The sequence below is a fragment of the Mesorhizobium sp. WSM4842 genome (assembly GCF_055901575.1).
Genome location: NZ_CM148372.1, coordinates 4,807,014 through 4,827,577 on the forward strand (window position 1 = coordinate 4,807,014; position 20,564 = coordinate 4,827,577).

General features: G+C 62.1%; 21 protein-coding genes, 1 tRNA gene and 2 pseudogenes. 13 read left to right on the plus strand and 11 right to left on the minus strand.

From position 1 onward, the window contains the following. Nucleotides 1-98 precede the first annotated feature (98 nt). Together AC0NIE_RS23375 and AC0NIE_RS23380 are read left to right on the plus strand one after the other, a co-directional pair. Nucleotides 99-698: an HD domain-containing protein gene (locus tag AC0NIE_RS23375; protein ID WP_473488654.1), complete on the plus strand. Its 600-nt coding sequence runs from the start codon at nt 99-101 to the stop codon at nt 696-698. A 140-nt stretch (nt 699-838) separates the two neighbouring features. After that, on the plus strand, nt 839-1,993 hold the full coding sequence (locus AC0NIE_RS23380; protein ID WP_474044109.1) for an IS4 family transposase: 1,155 nt from the start codon (nt 839-841) through the stop codon (nt 1,991-1,993). Nucleotides 1,994-2,442: 449 nt separating this feature from the next. On the opposite strand, the gene AC0NIE_RS23385 is transcribed toward AC0NIE_RS23380, so the two are convergent. The 3 genes from AC0NIE_RS23385 to AC0NIE_RS23395 all read right to left on the minus strand — a co-directional run bounded on the left by AC0NIE_RS23385 (nt 2,443) and on the right by AC0NIE_RS23395 (nt 4,427). Beyond that, complete coding sequence (locus tag AC0NIE_RS23385; protein WP_473487967.1) at nt 2,443-3,210, minus strand: alpha/beta fold hydrolase; 768 nt, start codon at nt 3,208-3,210, stop codon at nt 2,443-2,445. Nucleotides 3,211-3,230: 20 nt separating this feature from the next. Further along, a complete protein-coding gene (locus AC0NIE_RS23390) occupies nt 3,231-3,743 on the minus strand; it encodes a DUF192 domain-containing protein (protein ID WP_473487966.1) in 513 nt (170 codons plus the stop codon). Nucleotides 3,744-3,854: 111 nt separating this feature from the next. Then, nucleotides 3,855-4,427, minus strand: coding sequence for a cold-shock protein (locus AC0NIE_RS23395; RefSeq protein WP_473487965.1), 573 nt, complete (start codon nt 4,425-4,427; stop codon nt 3,855-3,857). 239 nt (nt 4,428-4,666) lie between these two features. On the opposite strand from AC0NIE_RS23395, the gene gloA reads away from it, so the two are divergent. Both gloA and AC0NIE_RS23405 read left to right on the plus strand, forming a co-directional pair. Continuing rightward, entirely contained in the window at nt 4,667-5,107 is a 441-nt protein-coding gene (gene gloA, locus AC0NIE_RS23400) for a lactoylglutathione lyase (RefSeq protein WP_473487964.1), read from the plus strand. Between the two features lie 130 nt (nt 5,108-5,237). After that, the gene (locus AC0NIE_RS23405; RefSeq protein ID WP_473487963.1) at nt 5,238-5,531 is read left to right on the plus strand and encodes a DUF2218 domain-containing protein; all 294 of its coding nucleotides are present in this window, start codon (nt 5,238-5,240) and stop codon (nt 5,529-5,531) included. 10 nt (nt 5,532-5,541) lie between these two features. On the opposite strand, the gene AC0NIE_RS23410 is transcribed toward AC0NIE_RS23405, so the two are convergent. Further along, entirely contained in the window at nt 5,542-6,096 is a 555-nt protein-coding gene (locus AC0NIE_RS23410) for a DUF1697 domain-containing protein (protein WP_473487962.1), read from the minus strand. After that, nucleotides 6,093-7,349, minus strand: a complete 1,257-nt coding sequence (gene ilvA, locus AC0NIE_RS23415; RefSeq protein WP_473487961.1) for a threonine ammonia-lyase IlvA — start codon at nt 7,347-7,349, stop codon at nt 6,093-6,095. The genes AC0NIE_RS23410 and ilvA overlap by 4 nt, the downstream gene beginning before the upstream one ends. Nucleotides 7,350-7,571: 222 nt before the next feature. Here ilvA and AC0NIE_RS23420 point away from each other — a divergent pair, with 222 nt between their 5' ends. Then, nucleotides 7,572-8,639: an alpha/beta hydrolase gene (locus tag AC0NIE_RS23420; RefSeq protein WP_473487960.1), complete on the plus strand. Its 1,068-nt coding sequence runs from the start codon at nt 7,572-7,574 to the stop codon at nt 8,637-8,639. 146 nt (nt 8,640-8,785) lie between these two features. Beyond that, nucleotides 8,786-9,951: pseudogene (locus AC0NIE_RS23425) on the plus strand (alpha/beta hydrolase). A gap of 27 nt (nt 9,952-9,978) precedes the next feature. Here AC0NIE_RS23425 and ade read toward each other — a convergent pair. The 3 genes from ade to AC0NIE_RS23440 form a co-directional block, all read right to left on the minus strand. After that, complete coding sequence (gene ade / locus AC0NIE_RS23430) at nt 9,979-11,790, minus strand: adenine deaminase (RefSeq protein WP_473487959.1); 1,812 nt, start codon at nt 11,788-11,790, stop codon at nt 9,979-9,981. Nucleotides 11,791-12,176: 386 nt separating this feature from the next. Continuing rightward, complete coding sequence (locus AC0NIE_RS23435; protein WP_473487958.1) at nt 12,177-12,629, minus strand: cupin domain-containing protein; 453 nt, start codon at nt 12,627-12,629, stop codon at nt 12,177-12,179. 142 nt (nt 12,630-12,771) lie between these two features. Beyond that, nucleotides 12,772-13,035, minus strand: coding sequence for a hypothetical protein (locus AC0NIE_RS23440; protein ID WP_473487957.1), 264 nt, complete (start codon nt 13,033-13,035; stop codon nt 12,772-12,774). Nucleotides 13,036-13,620: 585 nt separating this feature from the next. Between AC0NIE_RS23440 and AC0NIE_RS23445 the strand changes: the two are divergent. The 4 genes and pseudogenes from AC0NIE_RS23445 to AC0NIE_RS23460 all read left to right on the plus strand — a co-directional run bounded on the left by AC0NIE_RS23445 (nt 13,621) and on the right by AC0NIE_RS23460 (nt 15,643). After that, nucleotides 13,621-13,874: pseudogene (locus tag AC0NIE_RS23445) on the plus strand (GIY-YIG nuclease family protein). 242 nt (nt 13,875-14,116) lie between these two features. Continuing rightward, nucleotides 14,117-14,202, plus strand: a tRNA-Leu gene (locus AC0NIE_RS23450). 569 nt (nt 14,203-14,771) lie between these two features. Beyond that, nucleotides 14,772-15,194 carry a CBS domain-containing protein gene (locus tag AC0NIE_RS23455; protein WP_135934866.1) on the plus strand — a complete coding sequence of 141 codons (423 nt, stop codon included), beginning with the start codon at nt 14,772-14,774 and terminating at the stop codon, nt 15,192-15,194. A 248-nt stretch (nt 15,195-15,442) separates the two neighbouring features. After that, complete coding sequence (locus AC0NIE_RS23460) at nt 15,443-15,643, plus strand: DUF2905 domain-containing protein (RefSeq protein ID WP_473487956.1); 201 nt, start codon at nt 15,443-15,445, stop codon at nt 15,641-15,643. Between the two features lie 989 nt (nt 15,644-16,632). Here AC0NIE_RS23460 and AC0NIE_RS23465 read toward each other — a convergent pair. The 3 genes from AC0NIE_RS23465 to AC0NIE_RS23475 all read right to left on the minus strand — a co-directional run bounded on the left by AC0NIE_RS23465 (nt 16,633) and on the right by AC0NIE_RS23475 (nt 18,292). After that, nucleotides 16,633-16,923, minus strand: coding sequence for a hypothetical protein (locus tag AC0NIE_RS23465; protein ID WP_473487955.1), 291 nt, complete (start codon nt 16,921-16,923; stop codon nt 16,633-16,635). Between the two features lie 22 nt (nt 16,924-16,945). Continuing rightward, nucleotides 16,946-17,155 carry a hypothetical protein gene (locus AC0NIE_RS23470; RefSeq protein WP_473487954.1) on the minus strand — a complete coding sequence of 70 codons (210 nt, stop codon included), beginning with the start codon at nt 17,153-17,155 and terminating at the stop codon, nt 16,946-16,948. 558 nt (nt 17,156-17,713) lie between these two features. Beyond that, nucleotides 17,714-18,292 (minus strand): NUDIX domain-containing protein, encoded by a 579-nt coding sequence (locus AC0NIE_RS23475; protein ID WP_473487953.1) that lies wholly within the window; start codon nt 18,290-18,292, stop codon nt 17,714-17,716. 305 nt (nt 18,293-18,597) lie between these two features. Here AC0NIE_RS23475 and AC0NIE_RS23480 point away from each other — a divergent pair, with 305 nt between their 5' ends. The 3 genes from AC0NIE_RS23480 (at nt 18,598) to AC0NIE_RS23490 (ending at nt 20,372) form a co-directional block, all read left to right on the plus strand. Continuing rightward, nucleotides 18,598-19,701: an NADH:flavin oxidoreductase/NADH oxidase gene (locus AC0NIE_RS23480; protein WP_473487952.1), complete on the plus strand. Its 1,104-nt coding sequence runs from the start codon at nt 18,598-18,600 to the stop codon at nt 19,699-19,701. A gap of 106 nt (nt 19,702-19,807) precedes the next feature. Beyond that, nucleotides 19,808-20,101 carry a DUF982 domain-containing protein gene (locus tag AC0NIE_RS23485; RefSeq protein ID WP_123149945.1) on the plus strand — a complete coding sequence of 98 codons (294 nt, stop codon included), beginning with the start codon at nt 19,808-19,810 and terminating at the stop codon, nt 20,099-20,101. 31 nt (nt 20,102-20,132) lie between these two features. After that, nucleotides 20,133-20,372, plus strand: a complete 240-nt coding sequence (locus AC0NIE_RS23490) for a DUF2188 domain-containing protein (RefSeq protein WP_077371423.1) — start codon at nt 20,133-20,135, stop codon at nt 20,370-20,372. The last annotated feature ends 192 nt before the right edge of the window (nt 20,373-20,564 follow it).

Consider the following 20,564-nt stretch of genomic DNA (forward strand, 5'->3'; position numbering starts at 1 on the left):
TGGGCGACATGCTCTATAAGCCAAATCATAACACGGTTGAACTCAATTTTCCTTAGTGCTTTGTCAAATGGATTTGGTTCACGGAAATTCAAGCAGCCATGGAAAACGAACCCTTGATCGACGAGCCGCTGAAGCACGAGCTTTCCGCGCTCTACCGGGCCGAGGGCCGCCACTATCACAGCCTTGCCCATATCGAGGCGATGCTGGTGCTGGCCAATGATTACAAGGCATTGCTGCATGATCCCGAGGCAGTCGAGGCGGCGATCTGGTTCCACGACGCCATCTATGACAGTCGGGCCAGAGACAACGAGGCCAGGAGTGCCGCCCTTGCCGAGAAAAAGCTAGCCGGCCGCACCGATGCGCAGCGCCTTGGCCGCATCACGGCGATGATATCAGCCACCGCCACGCATGAATTGCCGCACTTTGACGACGAGAACGCCGTCCGCGACGCAGCGCTGTTCCTCGATATGGACCTGGCGATCCTGGGTGCGCCGCCTGATGCGTTCGATGCCTATGAACAGGCGGTTCGCCGCGAATATGGCTGGGTGGAAGAGCCAATGTGGCGTGCCGGTCGCAGTGCTGTTCTGAAGAGTTTCCTCGCCCGCCCGCATATCTTTCACACTGAGGAGTTCCGGCAGCGGTTCGAGGCTCAGGCTCGGCAAAACATGGCGCGTTCGCTCAAGGCGCTTGAGGCATGAGCTGCGTAACTGCTAAAGCGCGTCGCAACCACCGAATCAGCGCGCTGCTATGCAGAACTTTTGATGCCGGAGGGACAGCGCCCCATAGGCGCTAACCTTAGGGGTAGACTGGTGGAATCGAGATGTGATTCCTAGGCCAGATGCAGAGGAATGATTCGATTGAAAGCGACTGGCAGGCTCTGATCTCGAGACTGTCGCAATGTGTTGATCTTGACACGACGGCGCGAGCGACGGGAGCGCTGGTACGTCGTCGCAATGTTGCGGACGCAGCGACATTGCTGCGTCTGGCCTTGGCCTATGGCCCCGGCGGGATGAGCCTGCGCTCGGCGGCCGCCTGGGCCGGGATGAACGACGTTGCGAGCCTTTCCGATGTTGCTCTTTTGAAGCGCTTGCGTGGAGCGGCCGATTGGCTTGGCTGCATCGCAGGCGCCTTGCTGGAAAACGCTTGTGTCAAAAGTACCGCGGCGACGGGGCGTCGGCTGCGCGTCGTCGATGGCAGTTCGATCTCGCACCCCGGCAGTGCCGGCACGGACTGGCGGCTGCACGCCACCTACGAACCTGCGCTTGCGCGGTTCACGCATCTGGAGATTAGCGACGCTCGCGGCGGTGAAGGCTTCTTTCGTGTTCCGCTTTGCCAAGGCGACATCGTTGTCGGCGATCGCGCCTACGCTCGTACCCCGTCCCTTGAAAAGGTGGTGGCGGCGGGCGGCGACTTCATCGTGCGCACGGGCTGGAACAGTGTTCGGCTGACCACGCCCGAAGGGCAACGGGTCGACTGGAACGCCATCTTTGAGCCCTTGCAGCCCGGTGAAGTTTGCGAGATGAGCGTGCTCCTGGAGCATTCAGGCCGCACAAGCAAGAGCCGAGGCAAGCCGCTCTTGCCGGCGAGGCTCATCGTCAAGCGCAAGGATGAGGAGGCCACGCAAAAAGCACAGAAGGCGGCAAGGCGAGGGCATCAGCGACGTGGCAGCAAGAGGCTGCACCCGATGACCCTCACCGCAGCAGGCTTCGTCATGCTGCTGACGTCGATCCCAGCCGATGAATTGGCGGCCGACGAGGTTCTGCAAACCTATCGGCTGCGCTGGCAAGTCGAACTCACCTTCAAGCGGCTCAAGAGTGGAATGGGTATCCATAAGCTTCCCGCACGCGATGAGCGGCTCGCTCGAAGCTGGCTGACAGCCCATCTGATCCTGGCGCTGATGATCGACGAGGCCGTCACCGACGTTCTCGACTCTCCCCCCTGTGAAGATGAAACCACCCACAGCGCAATCGCTGTCCCTTTGGAGGCTGCATAGTCTCCTGCGTCCTGCAATCCTCAACGCCATACTGATCGTGATGCGGCCGGGAAAAATCGTGGCGCGCTTTGCCGAAATCATCCGCCACGTCTGCGATCCACCGAGGCGACGAAAAAGCCAATCCGCCGCAGCAAGGATAACGCTCATGCCCTAAGTTAGCGCCTATGGGACAGCACCCCCCTCTGTTCTGCCGGACATCTCCCCCACGAGGGGGGAGATTGGCAGCTTCGGCGCTCCACGCACTCCTGCGGCGGTGGCGATTGGCGAAAACTAGGATGACGGCCGATCTCCCCCCAAGTGGGGGAGATGTCCGGCAGGACAGAGGGGGGCGCGAAGGATCGCTACCGATCGGCTTTTATCTGAGCCGATGCATTCTTCAGGCCATGAGCCATGAGCCATGAGCCATGAGCCATGAGCCATGAGCCATCCAAACTCAACCGCCGCTCAACTCACAGCGGATTTTCAGCATAGAACTCCAGCACCCGCTGCTTGAAGGTCTTGTCGCCGACGGCCAGCATATGGTCGCGGCCCTCGATGTGAAAGGCCCTGGCGTTCGGCATCAAGGCGGCCAGTTCGTCGGGCGAACCGCCGATATCGTCCTTGGTGCCGACGGCAATCAACGTCGGCTGGGCAATACGGGCAATGTCGGCCTCGGCCAGCAATTCCCGCGAGGTGGCAATGCAGGCGGCCAGCGCGCGGCGGTCGCTGCGAGTCTGGTCGGCGAAGGCGCGAAACGAGCGGCCGCGCGGATGGCTGGTGGTATCGGGATCGTCGGCCAGAAGCGCGGCGGCGATCGGATCCCAGTCGCCGACGCCGTCGACCATGCCGACGCCGAGACCGCCGAAGACCAGCGTCGCCACCTTGTCCGGGTCGGAAAGCGCCAGGAAGGCCGAAATCCGCGCGCCCATCGAATAGCCCATGACATGGGCGCGTTCGATGCCGAGATGGTCGAGCAGGGCCGCAGCGTCGGACGCCATCCGGTCCGGCGTATAATCGGCCTCCTCATAGCTCTTCGACGAGGCGCCATGGCCGCGATTGTCGAAGGCGATGGCGCGGTAGCCGGCATCGTTCAGCGTCTTGAACCATCCGGGCGACACCCAGTTGACGTAATGGGTCGAGGCAAAGCCGTGGATCATCAGCACCGGATCGCCCTGCCCCGTTGCCGGCTGGCGGTCGAGGAAGGCAAGATCAAAGCTGCCATGGGAGAAAAACTGCATTTGCGACGGTTCCTGCGCGGTCAGTCGTGCGCAGTGCCGATTGCCGGGTGACGCAGCAGGTCGCCAGCCTCGATGCCGCCCCTGGCGGCGGTGCCCGCCTTGAGCTCGAGCACGAAGCGAACCGGCTCGCCGGGCGAGATCATCGCCTCGGATTGCGGCTCGCCTTGCTTGATCGCCCGGATCCTGCCGTCCTGATCGACAAAGAGCAGGTCGAGCGGCATCGGCGTGTTCTTCATCCAGAAGCTCACATCCCGAGGCTCCTCGAACACGAACAGCATGCCATGATCGTCGGCCATCTCCTCGCGAAACATCAGGCCGGCCTCGCGCTCGGCGGAGGTGTCAGCGATTTCGACGGAGAACGAGCGTTCGCCGCCTTTCGTCACCGCGACCAGCGGCTGCGGGTCGACGGCAAGGATCATCGCCCGGCTGTCTGCCGAAGCCGGTTGCTGCGAATGGAAGAAAGCGCCTGTCGCGACGATAAAGGCGATCGCGGCGCAAACTACGCCCGTTGTCAGCCAGTTCCTGTAAGTCATTCAGAATCCTCGGCCATCGCCCTAAACCATGATCCCGAACCTACGGTTCGGAAAAGATCATGGTCAAGCAGAAAGCATCAGGTAGCGTCCCGATTCGATCGGGATGAGACCTTAGTGCGAGACCGGCAAGGTACCCATATCCGGGTGAATTTCGGCAGCCATAAGGCCTTTGTCGCCGCGCCCGAAGCGGACCAGCACGACCTGCCCCGGCCTGAGCTCGGTAATGCCGTAGCGGCGCAGCGTTTCCATGTGGACGAAGATGTCCTCGGTGCCCTCGCCCCGGGTCAGGAAACCGAACCCCTTGGTGCGGTTGAACCATTTCACCAGCGCCCGCTCGAGCCCGCTTTCCGGCGTCACCGAGACATGCGTGCGCTGATCCTGCATTTCCGCGGGATGGGTCGCGGTGGTGAGATCCATGGAGAGCACACGGAACGCCTGCAATCCACGCTCGCCATGCTTGACGAGGCAGACGACGCGAGCGCCTTCCAGGGCGGTCTGGAAACCGTCCTTCCGAAGACACGTCACATGGAGGAGAATATCGCCGGAAGAGCCGTCATCGGGAAGAATGAAACCGTAGCCCTTGGCCACGTCGAACCATTTGATGGCGCCCGCAACTTCAACGAGATCGGCCGCATCGCCGCTCTCGTCCCTTCGCAAGGCGTTACCGGTTCCGTCCCGCCCCATGAAAGAGGCCTTTTCCCCCATAACAACGCCCCCCTTTTTCCAAGAATACCGCAACTGATTCTTGACGTTAGATTAACACTGCCGCTTCCGCTGTGTGCAAGACCTTCCGTGCCTTTTTTCACGGTTCATTGCAGGAATACCGGATTTGTTGTTTGCCGGCGGGACCGGCTATCGGGAATTGCCCTTTGGCCGGGTGGCCCCTATGTTCCGCCGCAACGCAACATTTCGAGGAAGATCACATGCGCTACCTCCACACCATGGTCCGCGTCGCCGACATCGATGCATCGCTCGATTTCTACTGCAACAAGCTCGGCCTCAAGGAAGTGCGCCGCCACGAAAACGAACAGGGGCGCTACACGCTGGTCTTCCTCGCCGCGCCTGAGGACGAGCAGAGCGGCATCGCCCACAAGGCGCCGCTGATCGAGCTCACCTACAATTGGGATCCGGAGGACTACAAGGGCGGCCGCAATTTCGGCCACCTCGCCTACGAGGTCGACGACATCTACGCCACCTGCCAGCGGCTGATGGACAAGGGCGTCACCATCAACCGGCCGCCGCGCGACGGCAACATGGCCTTCGTCAAATCGCCGGACGGCATCTCGATCGAGCTTCTGCAGAAAGGCCCGGCCAAGGCCAAGGCCGAGCCTTGGGCTTCGATGCCGAACACCGGAAGCTGGTAACCATCACAAGATCGAGAGCGGGTACGACCAAGCCGGACATCTTATGGCGTTCCTCGAGATCGCGCCTATCTGTCCGGCGATCGCGCCTGCTTCCGAAATTGGCGCATCTTGCCTCAGGAGAAATCCATTCATGCCGACCAGCCATGCCGATGTCGCCACTGAACATGCGAGCCGTTATCTGCAGCAGCTCTGCAAGCACTGGGCACACAAGTTTCCCGTCGAGTTCGACCCGAACCATGGCACGATCGATCTCTCGCTGGGCCGCACGGTGCTCGATGCCGATCCGGCAGCGCTGCATATCGCGGTAACCGCTGACGAAGCCGGCTCGCTGGAGCGCCTGGAAACGGTCGTCGCCGACCACATCAAACGCTTTGCTTTCCGCGAAGAGCTGACATTCGACTGGAAAAAGGCTCCGGCAGCGTAGGCGACCACGTTCAGCCGCCGCGGCCAGCCTTATCCAGCAGCGCCTGCACCGTGCGCCAGTTGCGCGCGGTGCCGGGCACTTTCAGCGTGCGCGGGATGAGGTTGGCAAACACCGATTTGCCGAGACCTTCCGGGGCGTGAAGGTAAAGCACGTCGCCCCTGATCTCGAACCGTTCGGGACCGGTGCATTTTTCGGCCAGCCGCGCGACCTCATCGGCGTTCGGCGACCGCTCCAGCACATAGGCGTGAAGCTTCGTCGGTTCCCCGGCAACTTCCGGATAGGGATTTTCTGCCACCAGCCGCTCGAACCAGCCGAGATCGCGCACCATGATGCGCGAGTGAAATCCCCATTTCTTCTCGAAGGCCGCTTCCAGCTGTTTGGTCAGCGTGGCCGCATTGCCCTTTGCCGAACGGAACACGACGTTGCCGCTCTGCACATAGGTGGCGACGTCGCGAAAGCCGAGCTCCTCGAAGAACGACCGGAGTTCGGCCATCTTGACGATGCGGTTGCCGCCGACATTGATGCCGGAAAACAACGCAACGAATATCTTCGCCTGGCCGCTCATATGATGAACCCGGCCAGCGTCTCGTTGTCGGTGATATCCTGATACTGGACGCCCTCGGCCTCGAAATTGGCGTTGAGCAACTCGAAATTGCGGCGGTCCTTGGTTTCGATGCCGATCAGCACCGAACCGAAATTGCGCGCCGATTTCTTCAGATATTCGAAGCGGGCGATGTCGTCGTCAGGGCCGAGCAATTCGAGGAAGTCGCGCAGCGCGCCCGGCCGCTGCGGAAAGCGGATGATGAAGTACTTCTTCAGCCCCTCGAAACGCAGCGCCCTTTCCTTCACATCCGGCAGCCGCTCGAAATCGAAATTGCCACCCGAAACCACCGCGACGATGGTCTTGCCTCTGATTTCCTTCTTCGAAAAATCCTTGAGCGCGTCGATTGCCAGTGCGCCGGCTGGCTCCAGCACCACGCCTTCGACATTCAGCATCTCGATCATGGTCGCGCAGAGCCGGTTTTCCGGGATCAGCCGCACTGTGTCAGCAGCAAACGCCCTGAGATGCCGCAACGGCTCGCGGCCGATTTCGGCCACCGCCGCGCCATCGACGAAATTGTCGACCTTGGTGAGCTTGATGCGCTTGCCTGTGGCGAGGCTCTCGCTCAGGCTTGGCGCGCCGGCCGGCTCGCAGAAGACGAAGCGCGCGTCGCGGCGCTGGTCGGCGAAATAATGCGTCACCCCGGCCGCCAGACCGCCGCCGCCGACCGGCAGCATGATGATGTCGGGCATCCGCGCGCCAGGCATCTGGCCCGATATCTCGTAGGCGACGGTCGCCTGCCCCTCGATGATGTCCTTGTGGTCAAACGGCGGCACCATGTGCGCACCGGCACTCTCGGTGAATTCGAAGGCGGCGCGGTAGCAGTCGTCGAAAAAGTCGCCGACCAGCCTGATCTCGACGAACTCGCCACCGAACAGCCGCGTCTTGTCGATCTTCTGCTGTGGCGTCGTCACCGGCATGAACACCACGCCTCGTTTGCCGAAATGACGGCAGACGAAGGCAAAGCCCTGCGCATGGTTGCCGGCGGAAGCGCAGACGAACAGCTCGGCATCGTTGCCGGCGTCGAGCGCCTTGCGGAAGAAGTTGAAGGCGCCCCTGATCTTGTAGGAGCGCACCGGCGACAGGTCCTCGCGTTTCAGCAGCACGCGCGCGCCGGTCTTCTTCGACAGATAGTCGTTTTCCTGCAGCGGCGTCTCCGGGAAAATCCGGCGGATCGCGGCAGCGGCGGCAGCGACGCGGGAGGAGAAACTGGACATCGGAAAAATTACCCCGGATCGTCTGTGGTGTTCGCGAAGCTAGCACACGCCGTGCATGTTTGATCAGGGCAATCGTTCTGGCTTTCGCGCAACAGTGCGATGGCTGTCGCGCGGCGCTGAGCGCATTTCGGGTGGATATGACTTACTTCTGCCGCACTTCGGCTGTCCGGGAGGGTTCGCGGAGGTTGGATTAAGCCTTTCGGCCGGAGTGGAATTCTAGAGTTGAAGAAGATTTGCATCCTTGTCCTTGCCTTGCTCGTTGCCGGCTGTGGCGGCCGGCAGACCGAGGAACTGCTCGGCAGCGCCATGGTGTCCGCGCCGGTGACGGACATCGCCGGCAACCACAGCATCTTCATCGCCACGACGCGCAAGCGCTCCGACGATCCCAGCAAGGTTTTCGACCGTGAGCGCTCGGCCACGTTGAACTATGCCCGCGCCAACGTCACTGTGCCGGGGACCCATGAAACCGGTCAGATCGAGCGGCGCTCGCGCGGCAAGTCGAACGACCCGGCCAAATACTTCATGGCCTCCGACGTCGTCGGCTACGACACCGCGCCGAAATTCTCCAGCGCGCTCAGTGCCGACATCGCCGCGCGCGGCGGCCGCGTCATGGTCTTCGTCCATGGCTACAACACCGGCTTCGACGCCGCCGTCTACCGCGTCACCCAGATCGCCCATGATTCCGGTTACCCGGGCACGCCGGTGCTGTTTTCCTGGGCGTCGGGCGCCAAGACCCGGGACTATGTCTACGACAGGGAAAGCGCCAGTGCTGCCCGCGATCAACTGGAAGTGACGCTGAGAATGCTTTCGCAGACCGGCGCGCGGCGCATCGACATCGTCGCCCATTCGCTGGGGACCTGGGTTACCATGGAAGCGCTGCGCCAGCTCGCCATCAATGGCGACCGCGATCTCAGCGGCAAGCTCGGTGACGTCGTGCTGGCCTCGCCCGACATCGATGTCGACGTGTTCAAGAGCCAGATGCGCCGCTACGGCAAGCCGAACAAGCCATTCATCCTGCTTTTGTCCGACGACGACCGGGCGCTGCGGCTCTCCGGCCTGATCGCCGGCTCGCGGCCGCGCGTCGGCGACTACAAGGACGCGGCCGACCTCGCCGACTACGGGGTGAGCGTCGTCGATCTCTCCAGCGTCAAGGGATCGGATCGCTTCAACCACACCAAATTTGCCGACAACCCCGAACTGGTGAAGATGATCGGCCAGCGGCTGCGCGAGGATGACGGATTTGCCAGCGACCGCGACGTGACCGACCGCATCAGCCTGCTCGGGCAGTGAGGTGCGTTCGACGCCCTGTTACTTTCGTCCCGCATGGTGACGGTTGCGGCAGCGCCGTATCACTTTCAACTGGACCGGCCGGCCCCCGGCTTTATCGAAATGGCGAGCGACGTCACCAGCTTGACGTCCCTCCTGCGGGAGCCTGCGTGACCGTGCGTTCGAAGGTTGTTCTCGCCGTAGCGTTTGCGCTCGCCGTTACCGGCTGCGCCGGTCGCAAGACACATGACCTTCTCAACACGACGACCGTCACGGTGCCTGCCTCCGACATCGCCGCCAGACATGAGATCTTCGTCGCCACCACCCGAAAAAAGGCGACGAAAGATCCGCGGCAGGTGTTTGATGGTGATCGTTCACCGACCACCAGTTTTGCCAGCGTCGAGGTCACCGTTCCGAAGATCCATCGGGTCGGCGCCATCGAGCGGGTCAGGGGCACCGCCAACAGCAATCCGGCGAAGGATTTCACGGCAACTGAGGTCGAATTCTACGAAGGCGCCCCGCAATTCGCCAAGGCGGTCGGCGCCGACATCGCGATGCGCGGCGACCGCGCCCTGGTTTTCGTACACGGCTTCAACAACGGTTTCAACGACGGCATCTACCGGCTGACGCAGATCGCGCACGACACGAAATACTCCGGCACGCCGGTGCTGTTCTCATGGGCGTCGAGCGGCAAGACCACGGGTTATATCTACGACAAGGAAAGCGCCAACGCCGCGCGCGACGATCTCGAAGAGACGCTGCGCATGCTGGCCAAGACGAAGGCCAAGAGCATCGACATCATCGCCCATTCGATGGGTACCTGGGTGACGATGGAAGCGCTGCGCCAGCTTGCCATCACCGGCGACCGCGATCTCAGCGACAAGCTCGGCTATGTCATCCTGGCCTCGCCCGACATCGACGTCGATGTGTTCAAGAAGCAGATGATCCGCTACGGCAAGCCCGACAAGCCTTTCGCCATCCTGCTTTCGGGCGACGATCGCGCCCTCAGGCTGTCCTCCCTGATCTCCGGCGACAAGCCGCGCGTCGGCGACTATGGCGACGCGGCCGACCTCGCCAGCTATGGCGTTTCGGTGGTCGACCTGAGCAAGACCAAAGGCGGCGACCGCCTGAACCACGCCAAATTCGCCGACAACCCTTTCCTGGTGCAGTTGCTCGGCGACCGGCTGCGCCGCCAGCCGGCCTGGCATCGGAGGAAGCCAATCCGGCGCAGCCGATCGACAATCTCGGCCAGGGCATCGGCAAGGCCGTCGGCTCCGTCGCCGAGATCGTCATCACCACGCCGTTCAGGGTGCTGACCATCGCCACCGGCGGTTGAGTGACATGGGCTCGCCCTTGGTCGTTGTCAGACGAACAGGTCGACCTTCTGGAACGTCGTCACGTCGATCAGGCCGACATCGGAAATCCTCAGTTCCGGGATGACGACCAGCGCCAGCAGCGAGTGCTGCATGTAGGCGTTGTTCAGCGAACAGCCCATCTGGCGCATCGCCTCGGTCAGCTTGTCGGCCTTGGCCGCGACGATTTCGGCGCGCTCGTCCGACATCAGCCCGGCGATCGGCATTTCGACCAGCGCCAGTTCCCTGCCCTTGGAAAACAGCACGACGCCACCACCGACCTCGCCCAGCCGGTTGACCGCCAATGCCATGTCCTGCTTGGAGGTGCCGACGACGATGATGTGGTGCGCATCATGCGCCACGCTGGAGGCCATGGCGCAGTCGGTCATATAGCCGAAGCCGGAGACGAAGGCATTGGTGACGCCGCCCGTGCCGCGGTGGCGCTCGACCAGCGCGATCTGGCAGACGTCGTTGCGGCGGTCCATGGCGACCAGCCCGTCCTCGACCGGAAGATCGGCCTCGAGCGCCCGCGTCGGCGCTTGGTTCTCGATCACGCCGATGACCCGCACCCGCACCTCGTTGGCGCCGATGGGCGCCATGATGTCGAAATCCCCTGGTTTGAGCTTCTTGCCGAGCTTGACGGTGTTCTTTGCCGTCTTAGGATAGTCATAGGCCGGAATGTCGATGTCGAGCTTGCCGCCCTTGGCCAGCCTGACGCCGCGGCCATAGACCTCGTCGATGGTCATTGCGGCCAGATCGGAGACGATCAGCAGATCGGCGAGCCGCCCCGGCGCGATCGAACCCAGCTCGCGCTCCAGCCTGAAATGCTGGGCGGTGTTGAGCGTCGCCATCTGGATCGCTGTCACCGGCTTCAGTCCCTGGCTGATGGCGTGGCGGACCACCCGGTCCATATGGCCCTCATGGACGAGCGTGCCGGAATGGCTGTCGTCGGTGCACAGGATGAAGTTGCGCGGGTCGAGCCCGCTCTCTGTCACCGCCTTGATCTGCGAGGCGACATCGTACCAGGCCGAGCCCAGCCTGAGCATCGCCTTCATGCCCTGGCGGACGCGGGCGATGGCGTCCTCAGCGCGCGTGCCCTCGTGGTCGTCCTCGGGGCCGCCGGCGACGTAGCCGTGGAACGGCAGGCCGAGATCGCGCGAGGCGTAATGGCCGCCGACTGTCTTGCCCGCCCTTACCGTCGCGGCGATCTCGCCCGCCATCACCGGATCGTTGGCCGCGACACCGGGAAAGTTCATAACCTCGCCAAGCCCGATGATGTTTTGCCACGCCATCGCCTCGGTGACATCGGCGACCGTCAGCTCGGCGCCGGCATGCTCCAGCCCCGGCGCCGAAGGCACGCAGGACGGTATCTGCACAAGCACGTTGATCGGCATGGCGACGGCCTCGTCATGCATCAGCCGCACACCCGGCAGGCCGAGCACGTTGGCGATCTCGTGCGGGTCGATGAACATCGAGGTGGTGCCGTGCGGGATGACCGCGCGACAGAACTCCGTCACCGTCACCATGCCGCTCTCGACATGCATGTGCGCGTCGCAAAGGCCTGGCACCAGATAGCGCCCACCGGCATCGACCACTTTGGTGCCCTGCCCTATGGCGTGACCGGCATTCGGCCCGCAATAGGCGAAGCGGCCGCCGGCAACGGCAATGTCGGTGCCGGCGATGATCTCGCCGGAGTGAACGTTGACCCAGCGCCCGTTGCGGATGACGAGATCGGCGGGCCTCCTGCCCATCGCGACGTCGACCAGATGCGTCGCCGCCTCGGCCCAAGGTTTTGGTTTCGTCGCACGCGCGGTCTTCGCCATGAAGAGACTCCTGTTTTCCCGACTGTGCCAAGCCGATGGCGTTTTGACCAGCAAGATCAGCGGATGCTTGGGCGCTCCCCGGCCTTAACATCGACCGCGATTTTCGGGTCTCGTCGCGAGCCCGCGATTCGTTGCTTCGTGACGGCATTTATGCTGTTGATTTCGGCACGGTGCTGATTTGCGCCAACGACCCGCCGCCATGGCGGGTTTCTGTTTCAGGCGCCATGCACGGCAAGCTCCCCCAACCGGAATACGAATCAGTTTGGGCAGACCAGGTTGCCCCTCGTTAGCGGATCTTTCTGAATCGACGTTCGGGGAAACCTTCGATCAGAAACTCGAATTGCCTGATCCGGCCGTTCAGAGGGTCTTTGCACTCCCAGAAATTGTCACTTTTTGCTCGGATCGTCCGCCGGATTGACGTAGGTGATCGCGAACGGCCCGTCGCCATGAACCTGGATAATCGTATCGCTTGTCGTCCACGCGAAGTGATTCATTCCGGCCGGCGCAATCCCGAAGCCGCCGGCAGTCAGTTCGGTGCCTTTCGTCTCGTCGAGCTTATCGCCCATTCCAATATGGAAGTTACCGGAAAGCACCGTTACATATTCCGAGGTGGGGTGATTGTGTGCGGCAATTTTGTAGCCGGCAGGCGTCTTCAACCGCAGCACATAAGCGCCGTCCTTTGAGGGATCTCCAGCCATAACGGCCAGTTCCGCGCCAGCCGGAAGGACAGCAGGAGCAGGCCCCCATTTGATGCTGTCCGCGTTCATCGGCATGTCGTCGGCAAACAGAGGCGCTGTCCCAACAAGCAGCAGCGCCAGAGCAGAGGCGAGCTTGAGCATGACAATCTCTCCATTTGGTTCGTAGGGGACAGCGTCAAAATAGACGCTGAACCACTTACCAATTGGAGCCTACCAAGTCAGCAAGCCCGAACGCATCCTCCGAACGGGGGACGCGCTTTCGCGGTGGCCTGGGAAGCGGCCGTTAAGTATCGTCCCGCTGTTCCCTGTCGCGGCTGTTGAGAAGCTCGACCAGATCGTCGGCCTCTTCGATCGCCATGTCGATCAAGGGGACGCCCACCTCGACAACCGGCAGCCCCGTGAACATATCGATGATGTCCCAGGTGCCTTCAGGTGTCTTCTCAATATCGTAGCGTTGAGCCATGGGGTGGAGGAGAAGATTAGCGCGTTTTACCCGGTCATCGCTCGTTTCGGGATTGCCGAAATGGTTCCCGCCTAGCCTGATCAAGCACCTCAAGCAATGAGGCAAGGGTGCTGGGCAGTCGTGGGTCGACGGCAAGATTTAGCACGTCGTGCAAATGCCGGCGATTATCTTCGGAACGGAGCAATTGCCGTACGGCGTTGGAAACAGACTTCCCTTGTCCTGTGTCAAACTCTGCCATGTCAGGGGTTCCAGTAGCTTCAGTCCGAAACTCAGCCGCGCCGAAATGGTTCCAGCGATCTTGTTTGAATCTCAGCGGGTGATTGGCCCCGCGCTGGACGGGTTGCCGCTGGCCGGGTCGCGGTGCAGCTAGGCTGTGGATTTCGGCACGGCGCTGATTTGCGCCACGGACCTGCCGCCAAGGCGGTTTTGTACCAGTTCCTCTGCACAGAGGATTTGGTTCTTCGACTGACCGTCGCTGACGACCCGCCTGCAACCACCAATCTCCAAGGTCTGCGATTAGCCGGCCCCTGCGACTTCGTCATCCCAGGGCGGAGCAAGGAGCGAAGCGACGCGGCGCAGACCCTGGGATCCATTCCGTTACCTCAGCCGAAGAATGCAACGGCTCAGAACGACGCTTGTATCCGCAACGGCGCCAGCTACCTTTCCACCATGACCGGCTATGCCACCATGACCGCGAGCCGGAAGCGCGGCACGATCTACATCGGCTCGCCATGATCTCGGCCGCATGCCGGAGCACAAATCCGGCGAAGGCTCCCGCTTCACCAGCCGCTACGGCGTGCAGCGGTCTGGTCTGGTACGAAGAACATTTCGGCATTCGCCACGCCATCCAGCGCGAGAAGTCGCTCAAGCGCTGGCCGCGCCAATGGAACATCGACCTGATCGAGACGACCAATCGGGAGTGATTCGAGCTTTTTCGCGGAACCGGGTGGTAGCGTTCGGTTCTGGTCCGCCGGAGCACTGCCGGCGGGTAACGGCGAGGATCCCAGGGTCTGCGCCCCGTCGCTTCGCTCCTTGCTCCGCCCTGGGATGACGAAGTGGAGGGGTGTTTGCAGCGCAGCGACAAAGGCGTGCTTCCAGGATCAGATTTTTCGATGGCAGAAGATGGCTTGACGGCCTTTGGCTGGCGTCTGAAAAGGACTGGCCTGCGGACGTGGCGGAATTGGTAGACGCAAGGGACTTAAAATCCCTCGATCTCTGATCGTACGGGTTCGACTCCCGTCGTCCGCACCATATTGAAATCAAATGATAATCTGGTTTTTTAGGATCTCGCGGATACCCTGGAAAAGTCGACTCTGGATAGCCGTAGGGGTAGCCGGAAGGCAATGAAAAAGCCCCGCCGCCGTGAGGCAGCGGGCTTGTTCGACCGCCAGTTCGCAGACGCGGATTATCGCGCATACATCACAGGCGCGTCCGACATCGGCGTTGCTCGCTCATGACGTCGCCTCCGCCGCGGCAAGGCGCCTTACATCGGCAGCGATCGAGAGGAAGGCCTCATTTGACCTCGTGGATCCAGTCGCCTCCCTCGGGCGGCTTCTCGACCAGGGTCGGCAGTAACGGCTCGATAAACTCCAGCCGGTCCCCGGCGCGCTTACTCATCGGAACGCCCCACGCAAAACTCGAATTTGATTTAATAGCGGAGAGCCGTTTCCGTTCCGTTAGCTCTTGCTGAAATGCCAAGCGGAACATTCGTTCGTACTCGCTATTCTGTCGGCAGGAGGAACGAACTCTGGCAGCCAAGCCCCGTCCGCGGTAACATGGGACAGAGGGACATTCTCCAACCCCAGCAAGGGAGGTCCGCCATGAAAGTCAAAGACGCAATGCATAAGGGTGTCGACTGGGTCAGCCCCGAAATCGCTGTAACCGAACTGGCGAAAATGATGCGAGCCCAGGATATCGGGTCGATTCCCATCGGAGAGAACGACCGACTGATCGGAATGGTGACCGACCGCGATATTGTCTGCAAAGGACTGGCGGAGGATGGTTTCGACAGCCGCACCGCAACGGCACGCGATGTCATGACGGCCGGCATTCACTGCTGCCGCGAAGACGACGATCTGGCCAAGGCCGTACGGCACATGGAAGAACTGAAAATCCGCAGGTTGCCGGTGATCAACAAGAATATGCGGATGGTCGGCATCCTTAGCGTCGGCGACGTCAGTCAGTCGGCACCGACGGAACTGGTGTCCGAATACGTCAAGAAGGTTTCCGCCCATCACCACTGAAGGGCGGCTCGCCCGTGCTCTTTTCGAAGACCTTCACTCTGCCGCCGCGCTGGCCACAGCGCGGCGGCAGAAATGTCCCTCAGGCGGAACAAAAAGCCCGCCGGCAGCGGGAGGGTCTACTGGAGTCGCCAGAGTGTGGGACGTCAGATTGCAAACGGCCCGATCCTTGGCTTTTGTTTCAGTGAACATAACGGGATTCTGCTAGTGCTCTGTCCCCGCGCTAATTGTTTCTGGCATGACGCAGCCCCATGTCGCGAACCCTGATTGTCGTTGGTCTCATCATAGTTGCGGTGGGCCTATTGTGGCCGTGGTTGTTACGGATCGGCCTTGGCCGACTGCCTGGTGACATCGTGATCGAGCGTGAGAACTTCACGTTCTATTTTCCGATCGCCACCGGGATCCTGATCAGCATCGTGCTCTCGATTATTCTGTGGCTGGTCAACCGGTAGCGGGAGAACTCGGGGAAGACAGCCCGCCCCCGCTCGGGGTCTTTTCTTAGGATCGATGTGCAGGATTATCTTGGCGGCCTCTCGTCACTCCGGATCGGCTGTCGAGCCGCCTTAGAGGCTGATGGCTGAATGAAAAACCTCGCCGCTCCATTCGCGAAGCGGCGAGGCCCCCATCGCCCCAATGCCGGTCCCAACACCCGGCGTAGCTGACCATGCAATCGCGGTGCCAAGGCGTATTGACCCATTACAGGACGCCTACGTGCCCCGGCTTAGGCGGCATCGGCTAAGATTAGTCCGGCGGGAAATCGTGCGCGGGGCAAGCGTGGCACGGTTCTTGCCCCCGTAGCGTCAGGCATGCCGGGCGCAAAGACCTGTTCCATATCAACACCGGCGTGTGAGGTTGGGACAATGATGTCGCGCAAGCTTCTGTTCGGCCTTCCCGCAGTGTTCTTGGCCGCGGCCCTAGGGCTGGCTCTCTTGTCGTCCGAGACCTCATGGGGATTTCTGACTGCGGCCCAATCCGACTCGGTGTTTTGTTCAAGCGGTCCATCACCCGAGACCGTATCGGCGTCGGCGTCGCGGACTTTGCCATCATGTCCGCCGGCCGACACAAGGTCATAGGGAGCGCCTCGATGGACGCGAGCCCCTGGATGTGGTCGCGCATAGCATTCCTGAAAGGGAAAGTTTGGGTCATGGAACATTGGGCTTTGATCACGCGGTTGGCATCAGCCTTTCGCGAATTCGTTGCACCGCGTTACCGGCCAGAGCTCTACTATATGCGCGGCCCGGGGCCGGCCTCCGCGCGGCGCGTGAGCGCGCGCTGAGCGTGTGTTTCGGCTGGCAGATTTCTCCCTACACCGGCGAAGCGCTTGGCGTCCTGGCGCCCGCCTGTGACCGCGGCGCGTTTTGCCGGTCCCGCCGGCTGATCGAAGCGCGCGAAGTTGCCGGGGCTCGAAGAGTGGCGATAGAGTCAGCGACGCGTTCCGAGCCTAGGCCATTCCCTCAGTCTCGCTCTCCTCATCAAAGGTATCGGCACCCAGCCGGCCGGCAATGACCAACCAATCTCGCACGATCGTTTGCAACACTTCAGGCCGCGACAGCTTCAACTGCGCTGCCAACAAGTCGATCGCCTCGTCAACCTCGGCTTCCAAGGCAAAGCCCGAGGTGTTCCTCAGCCGCAAGGCTGCGTTCATCAACATGACTTGCAGGTCCGCGCGCGAGACCTCCGAAATATGCGCGGCAGCATCCTCGAGTCTCTCGGCGAACGCCCGGTGGGTCATGGGTCCAACCCTATTGTGTAAGCTATTGTGATCGACCTCTCTGCGAAAACAGCTCGGCAGTGATTTCGTCCCTGTCCCCATTATGCTTGGCGATCAAAGCCAGCGCTTCCTGGCGGCCAATGTTGCCGAGCTTCATGAGGTACGGAACCTCAAACGTTCTCTTGTTGAGGCGCCATTCTGGCACGCACCGTGTTGCTGCTTTTCGCGCTGTTGTTCCATCTTGACGCATCATTTTGACTCCTCTTCCTGATATGATGATGCAGTCGCAAATTCCGTGCCTCGTCCCGCGTCGGAGGGGTATTCGAGGGCGTGGTTGTGGTGCCGGCGCGCTTGCTCCCACGCTCGTCATTGCCAGTAGCGATCTGGAGTTCTAATCGTCCTCTCACGCGGCTTCGGATGGACCAAACAGGGCCGATCAGACCTTTGCCTCAGCATCTAAGACCTTGGCCTAGCAGCTTAGGTAGGAGCGTTCGCCAGCGCGCGACTCTGCCGGCTGCTGCTTTGCTCGCCATTCCTGCCAGGCGCGCTCTGCGGCTTGCCTGTGGCCCGCTGGCATAGGTTCCCAATCCGCCGGCGCCTTCCTCATACACCATTGAGCCGTTCTGTAACCCCAGTGCTCGATCCCGACGAGCTCGGATCCGTCTAGGATTCAGCGTGTGATGGGGTAGTCGATGCCAGGAGAAAGACAGCCATCGAGGTCGCGCCGAACAACTTCGACAAGTTTTTGACAATCATGGATCTGCTCCCCTCCAGTTGCATCTCAGCCCGTTACTGAAAGGAATTAAAGCCCTCACACCCGGATCGGGTTCAGCTTCAGATGCTGGATCAGGATGATCGTCTTGGCGTCGATGATGCGGCCGTCGTAAATGCCGGCCAGTGCTTCGTCCAGCGGCATTTCCAGGACCTCGATGTCTTCGCCTTCGTCCGGCGCGCCGCCGCCGTCGGAGATGCGGTCGGTCGGCGAATAGCGCGCGACGAAGAACCAGAGCCGCTCGGTCACGCTGCCAGGGCTCATATAAGGCGAATACAGCCGTTCGACGTCCTTCAGGTGGTAGCCGAGTTCCTCTTCCGCCTCCTTGCGGATGCAGGTTTCGGGGTCGTGTTCATCGAGCAGGCCGGCGCATGCCTCGATCAGCGGCTCGCGGTGGCCGGTGACGTAAGCTGGGTAGCGGAACTGCCGCACGAGCAGAACCGTCGAGCGCTCGGGGTCGTAAGGCAGGATCACCGCGCCGTCGCCGCGATCGTAGGTCTGGCGGATCTGCGTCTCCCATTGCCCGTCACGCCGGCGATAATCGAGGACGGTCTTTTTCAGGACGGCCCAGTCGTCGGAAAGGACTTCTTCCGAACGGATGCGAATGCGGTCTTCCATGATGAACTCCGTGCTGCCGCGCGAGGGGTAGTCGCGAATCGGACTTCGCGCAATCCCGATAGCAACGGCAGCCGGGAGGTGACCGGGGCAACCGCTTCAGGTTGCAGGACTTGAGATTGGCGAAGGCCGGCGTGCCGTTCGATCTCCCCCTCGAGTGGGAGATCGGCAGCTTCGCCGACGGCGGCTGTTCCGGACTGGGCGGCATCATTTGCTGACCAACTGGTCCAGAGCGCTTCACCGCCTCGTGTATGGCGCGGGCGCAATCCATTGCCTAAATAGCGACAGCCCCTCCCGGAGTCTTTTTGATGACCACATCCCTCTTCCATCCGATCACGCTTGACGGCCTCACCTTCCTCAACCGCATCGCGGTGGCGCCGATGTGCCAATATTCCGCCGAAGACGGTTCGGCCAGCGACTGGCACCTGTACCACTGGATGAACCTGGCGATGTCCGGCGCCGGCATGGTCACCGTCGAGATGACCGACGTCGAGCGGCGCGGCCGCATCTCGCATGGCTGCCTCGGCCTTTATTCCGACGACAACGAGGCCGCCGCCCGGCGTGCGCTGGATGCCGCCAGGCGCGTCGCCGCGCCCGGCACCAGGTTCGGCACGCAGCTTGCCCATGCCGGCCGCAAGGCCTCCAACCAAAAACCTTGGGAAGGCGGCGGGCCGCTGAAGGCCGATCAGGACCCGTGGCCGATCGTGTCTGCCTCGGCCATCGCCTACGACACCGGCTGGCAGGTGCCGCGGGCGCTGGAGGATGAAGAGATCCTGCAGATCATCGAACGCTTCGCCGAGGCGGCAAGGCGGGCCGAGCGGGCCGGCTTCGATTTCATCGAATTGCACGCGGCACACGGCTATCTGATCTTCCAGTTCCTGTCGCCGCTTTCCAACCAGCGCACCGACCGCTGGGGCGGCTCGCTGGAAAACCGCATGCGTTTTGTCATCGAGATCGCCAGGGCGGTGAGGAAGGCAGTGCCCAAGCTGATGCTTGGGGCGCGCCTGTCGGTCAAGGAATGGGTCGATGGCGGCTTCGATGTCGAGGACGCGATCGAAGTGGCCAAGGCGCTGAAGGCAGCGGGCGTCGCCTATCTCTGCTGCTCGAGCGGCGGCAATTCGCCCCTGCAGAAGCTGCCGACGGGCCGGGGCTACCAGGTGCATCTGGCGGAAGCCGTGCGCAACGGCGCCGGCATCCCGACGCGGGCCGTCGGCCTGATCGACGACCCGAAGCAGGCCGAGGCGATCGTTGCTGAGGGCCGTGCCGACATGGTGGCTCTGGCCCGCGCCTTCCTCGCTGACCCGCGCTGGGCGTGGCGCGCCGCGGCCACCTTCGGCGAGACGATCCACCCGGCGCCGCAGCTTGCCCGCTCGGTGACGACGATGCAGCACTGGATGAAGGCGGCGGGCTGAGCGGCCATTTCCAATGGCTGCAGCGCCGATGACCGCGACCCCGCGACCCTTGAGACCTTTACGCGGAGGGGCGTGCAACCAAATCGGCCGCTCCGCGTTGGCGGCGATGATGGACAACAAGCCCTTTGAAAAGCCGGTCGTGGTCGAACTTGGCCATGTCGGCAAATACCGTGAGATCCGCAGCACCCAGGAAGCAGCGGAGTGCCTGATGACGGTCTGGCCACTCAATCGTGGTCCCCGGCATCGCGATGCTCTCGACACTTGCCTAAAAGTGCTGGAAGGTTATCGTTCGACAGCGGATGCGCGCCGGGCATTGGTCGAGGCCGCGAAAGAATCGGACGTGCTGGTTCCCGACGAGAGATTGCCCCAAGGCAAACTGCCCCAAGGCAAACTGCATTGAGCAGACGGAGCTTTTTCCACTGGAGGATTTCATGGCGAAGCTGACCTACAAGATCGTCGAGCATGACGGGGGCTGGGCCTACAAGGTCGGCGAGACATTTTCGGAGACGTTCCCCACCCACGAGGACGCGCTGCGGGCAGCCGAGATCGCCTCGGCCGAACAGCAGGTCGCCGGCACCACGGACGGTATCCAGTACGAGGATGCCGACGGCAAATGGCACGACGAGCTCGCCGACGGCCGGGACCGCCCGCAAACCGAAGTTTCCGACTAGGCTGGTGTCGTTGCTGATGGCTTCTCGCATCTCTGGTTTTAAGAGCTGGGGCTTGACAAGTCATGCTCTTGCTATGATCCCGGACGTGGCGAATTTCAGTTCCGCTGGGAACGCTCACGATCAAGAGCAACAAAGAAGAGTGCTCGCGGCGCAGCCGCTTTACAGGCAGCCTTGGTAGCGCTACCGTTTCAT

Excerpts from the sequence above, each read along its gene's own strand:
- AC0NIE_RS23375 (WP_473488654.1), top strand. The coding sequence starts at position 99 with ATGGAAAACGAACCCTTGATCGACGAGCCGCTGAAGCACGAGCTTTCC.
- AC0NIE_RS23380 (WP_474044109.1), top strand. The coding sequence starts at position 839 with ATGCAGAGGAATGATTCGATTGAAAGCGACTGGCAGGCTCTGATCTCG.
- AC0NIE_RS23385 (WP_473487967.1), bottom strand. The coding sequence starts at position 3,210 with ATGCAGTTTTTCTCCCATGGCAGCTTTGATCTTGCCTTCCTCGACCGC.
- AC0NIE_RS23390 (WP_473487966.1), bottom strand. The coding sequence starts at position 3,743 with ATGACTTACAGGAACTGGCTGACAACGGGCGTAGTTTGCGCCGCGATC.
- AC0NIE_RS23395 (WP_473487965.1), bottom strand. The coding sequence starts at position 4,427 with ATGGGGCGGGACGGAACCGGTAACGCCTTGCGAAGGGACGAGAGCGGC.
- gloA (WP_473487964.1), top strand. The coding sequence starts at position 4,667 with ATGCGCTACCTCCACACCATGGTCCGCGTCGCCGACATCGATGCATCG.
- AC0NIE_RS23405 (WP_473487963.1), top strand. The coding sequence starts at position 5,238 with ATGCCGACCAGCCATGCCGATGTCGCCACTGAACATGCGAGCCGTTAT.
- AC0NIE_RS23410 (WP_473487962.1), bottom strand. The coding sequence starts at position 6,096 with ATGAGCGGCCAGGCGAAGATATTCGTTGCGTTGTTTTCCGGCATCAAT.
- ilvA (WP_473487961.1), bottom strand. The coding sequence starts at position 7,349 with ATGTCCAGTTTCTCCTCCCGCGTCGCTGCCGCCGCTGCCGCGATCCGC.
- ade (WP_473487959.1), bottom strand. The coding sequence starts at position 11,790 with ATGGCGAAGACCGCGCGTGCGACGAAACCAAAACCTTGGGCCGAGGCG.
- AC0NIE_RS23435 (WP_473487958.1), bottom strand. The coding sequence starts at position 12,629 with ATGCTCAAGCTCGCCTCTGCTCTGGCGCTGCTGCTTGTTGGGACAGCG.
- AC0NIE_RS23455 (WP_135934866.1), top strand. The coding sequence starts at position 14,772 with ATGAAAGTCAAAGACGCAATGCATAAGGGTGTCGACTGGGTCAGCCCC.
- AC0NIE_RS23460 (WP_473487956.1), top strand. The coding sequence starts at position 15,443 with ATGTCGCGAACCCTGATTGTCGTTGGTCTCATCATAGTTGCGGTGGGC.
- AC0NIE_RS23465 (WP_473487955.1), bottom strand. The coding sequence starts at position 16,923 with ATGACCCACCGGGCGTTCGCCGAGAGACTCGAGGATGCTGCCGCGCAT.
- AC0NIE_RS23470 (WP_473487954.1), bottom strand. The coding sequence starts at position 17,155 with ATGATGCGTCAAGATGGAACAACAGCGCGAAAAGCAGCAACACGGTGC.
- AC0NIE_RS23475 (WP_473487953.1), bottom strand. The coding sequence starts at position 18,292 with ATGGAAGACCGCATTCGCATCCGTTCGGAAGAAGTCCTTTCCGACGAC.
- AC0NIE_RS23480 (WP_473487952.1), top strand. The coding sequence starts at position 18,598 with ATGACCACATCCCTCTTCCATCCGATCACGCTTGACGGCCTCACCTTC.
- AC0NIE_RS23485 (WP_123149945.1), top strand. The coding sequence starts at position 19,808 with ATGATGGACAACAAGCCCTTTGAAAAGCCGGTCGTGGTCGAACTTGGC.
- AC0NIE_RS23490 (WP_077371423.1), top strand. The coding sequence starts at position 20,133 with ATGGCGAAGCTGACCTACAAGATCGTCGAGCATGACGGGGGCTGGGCC.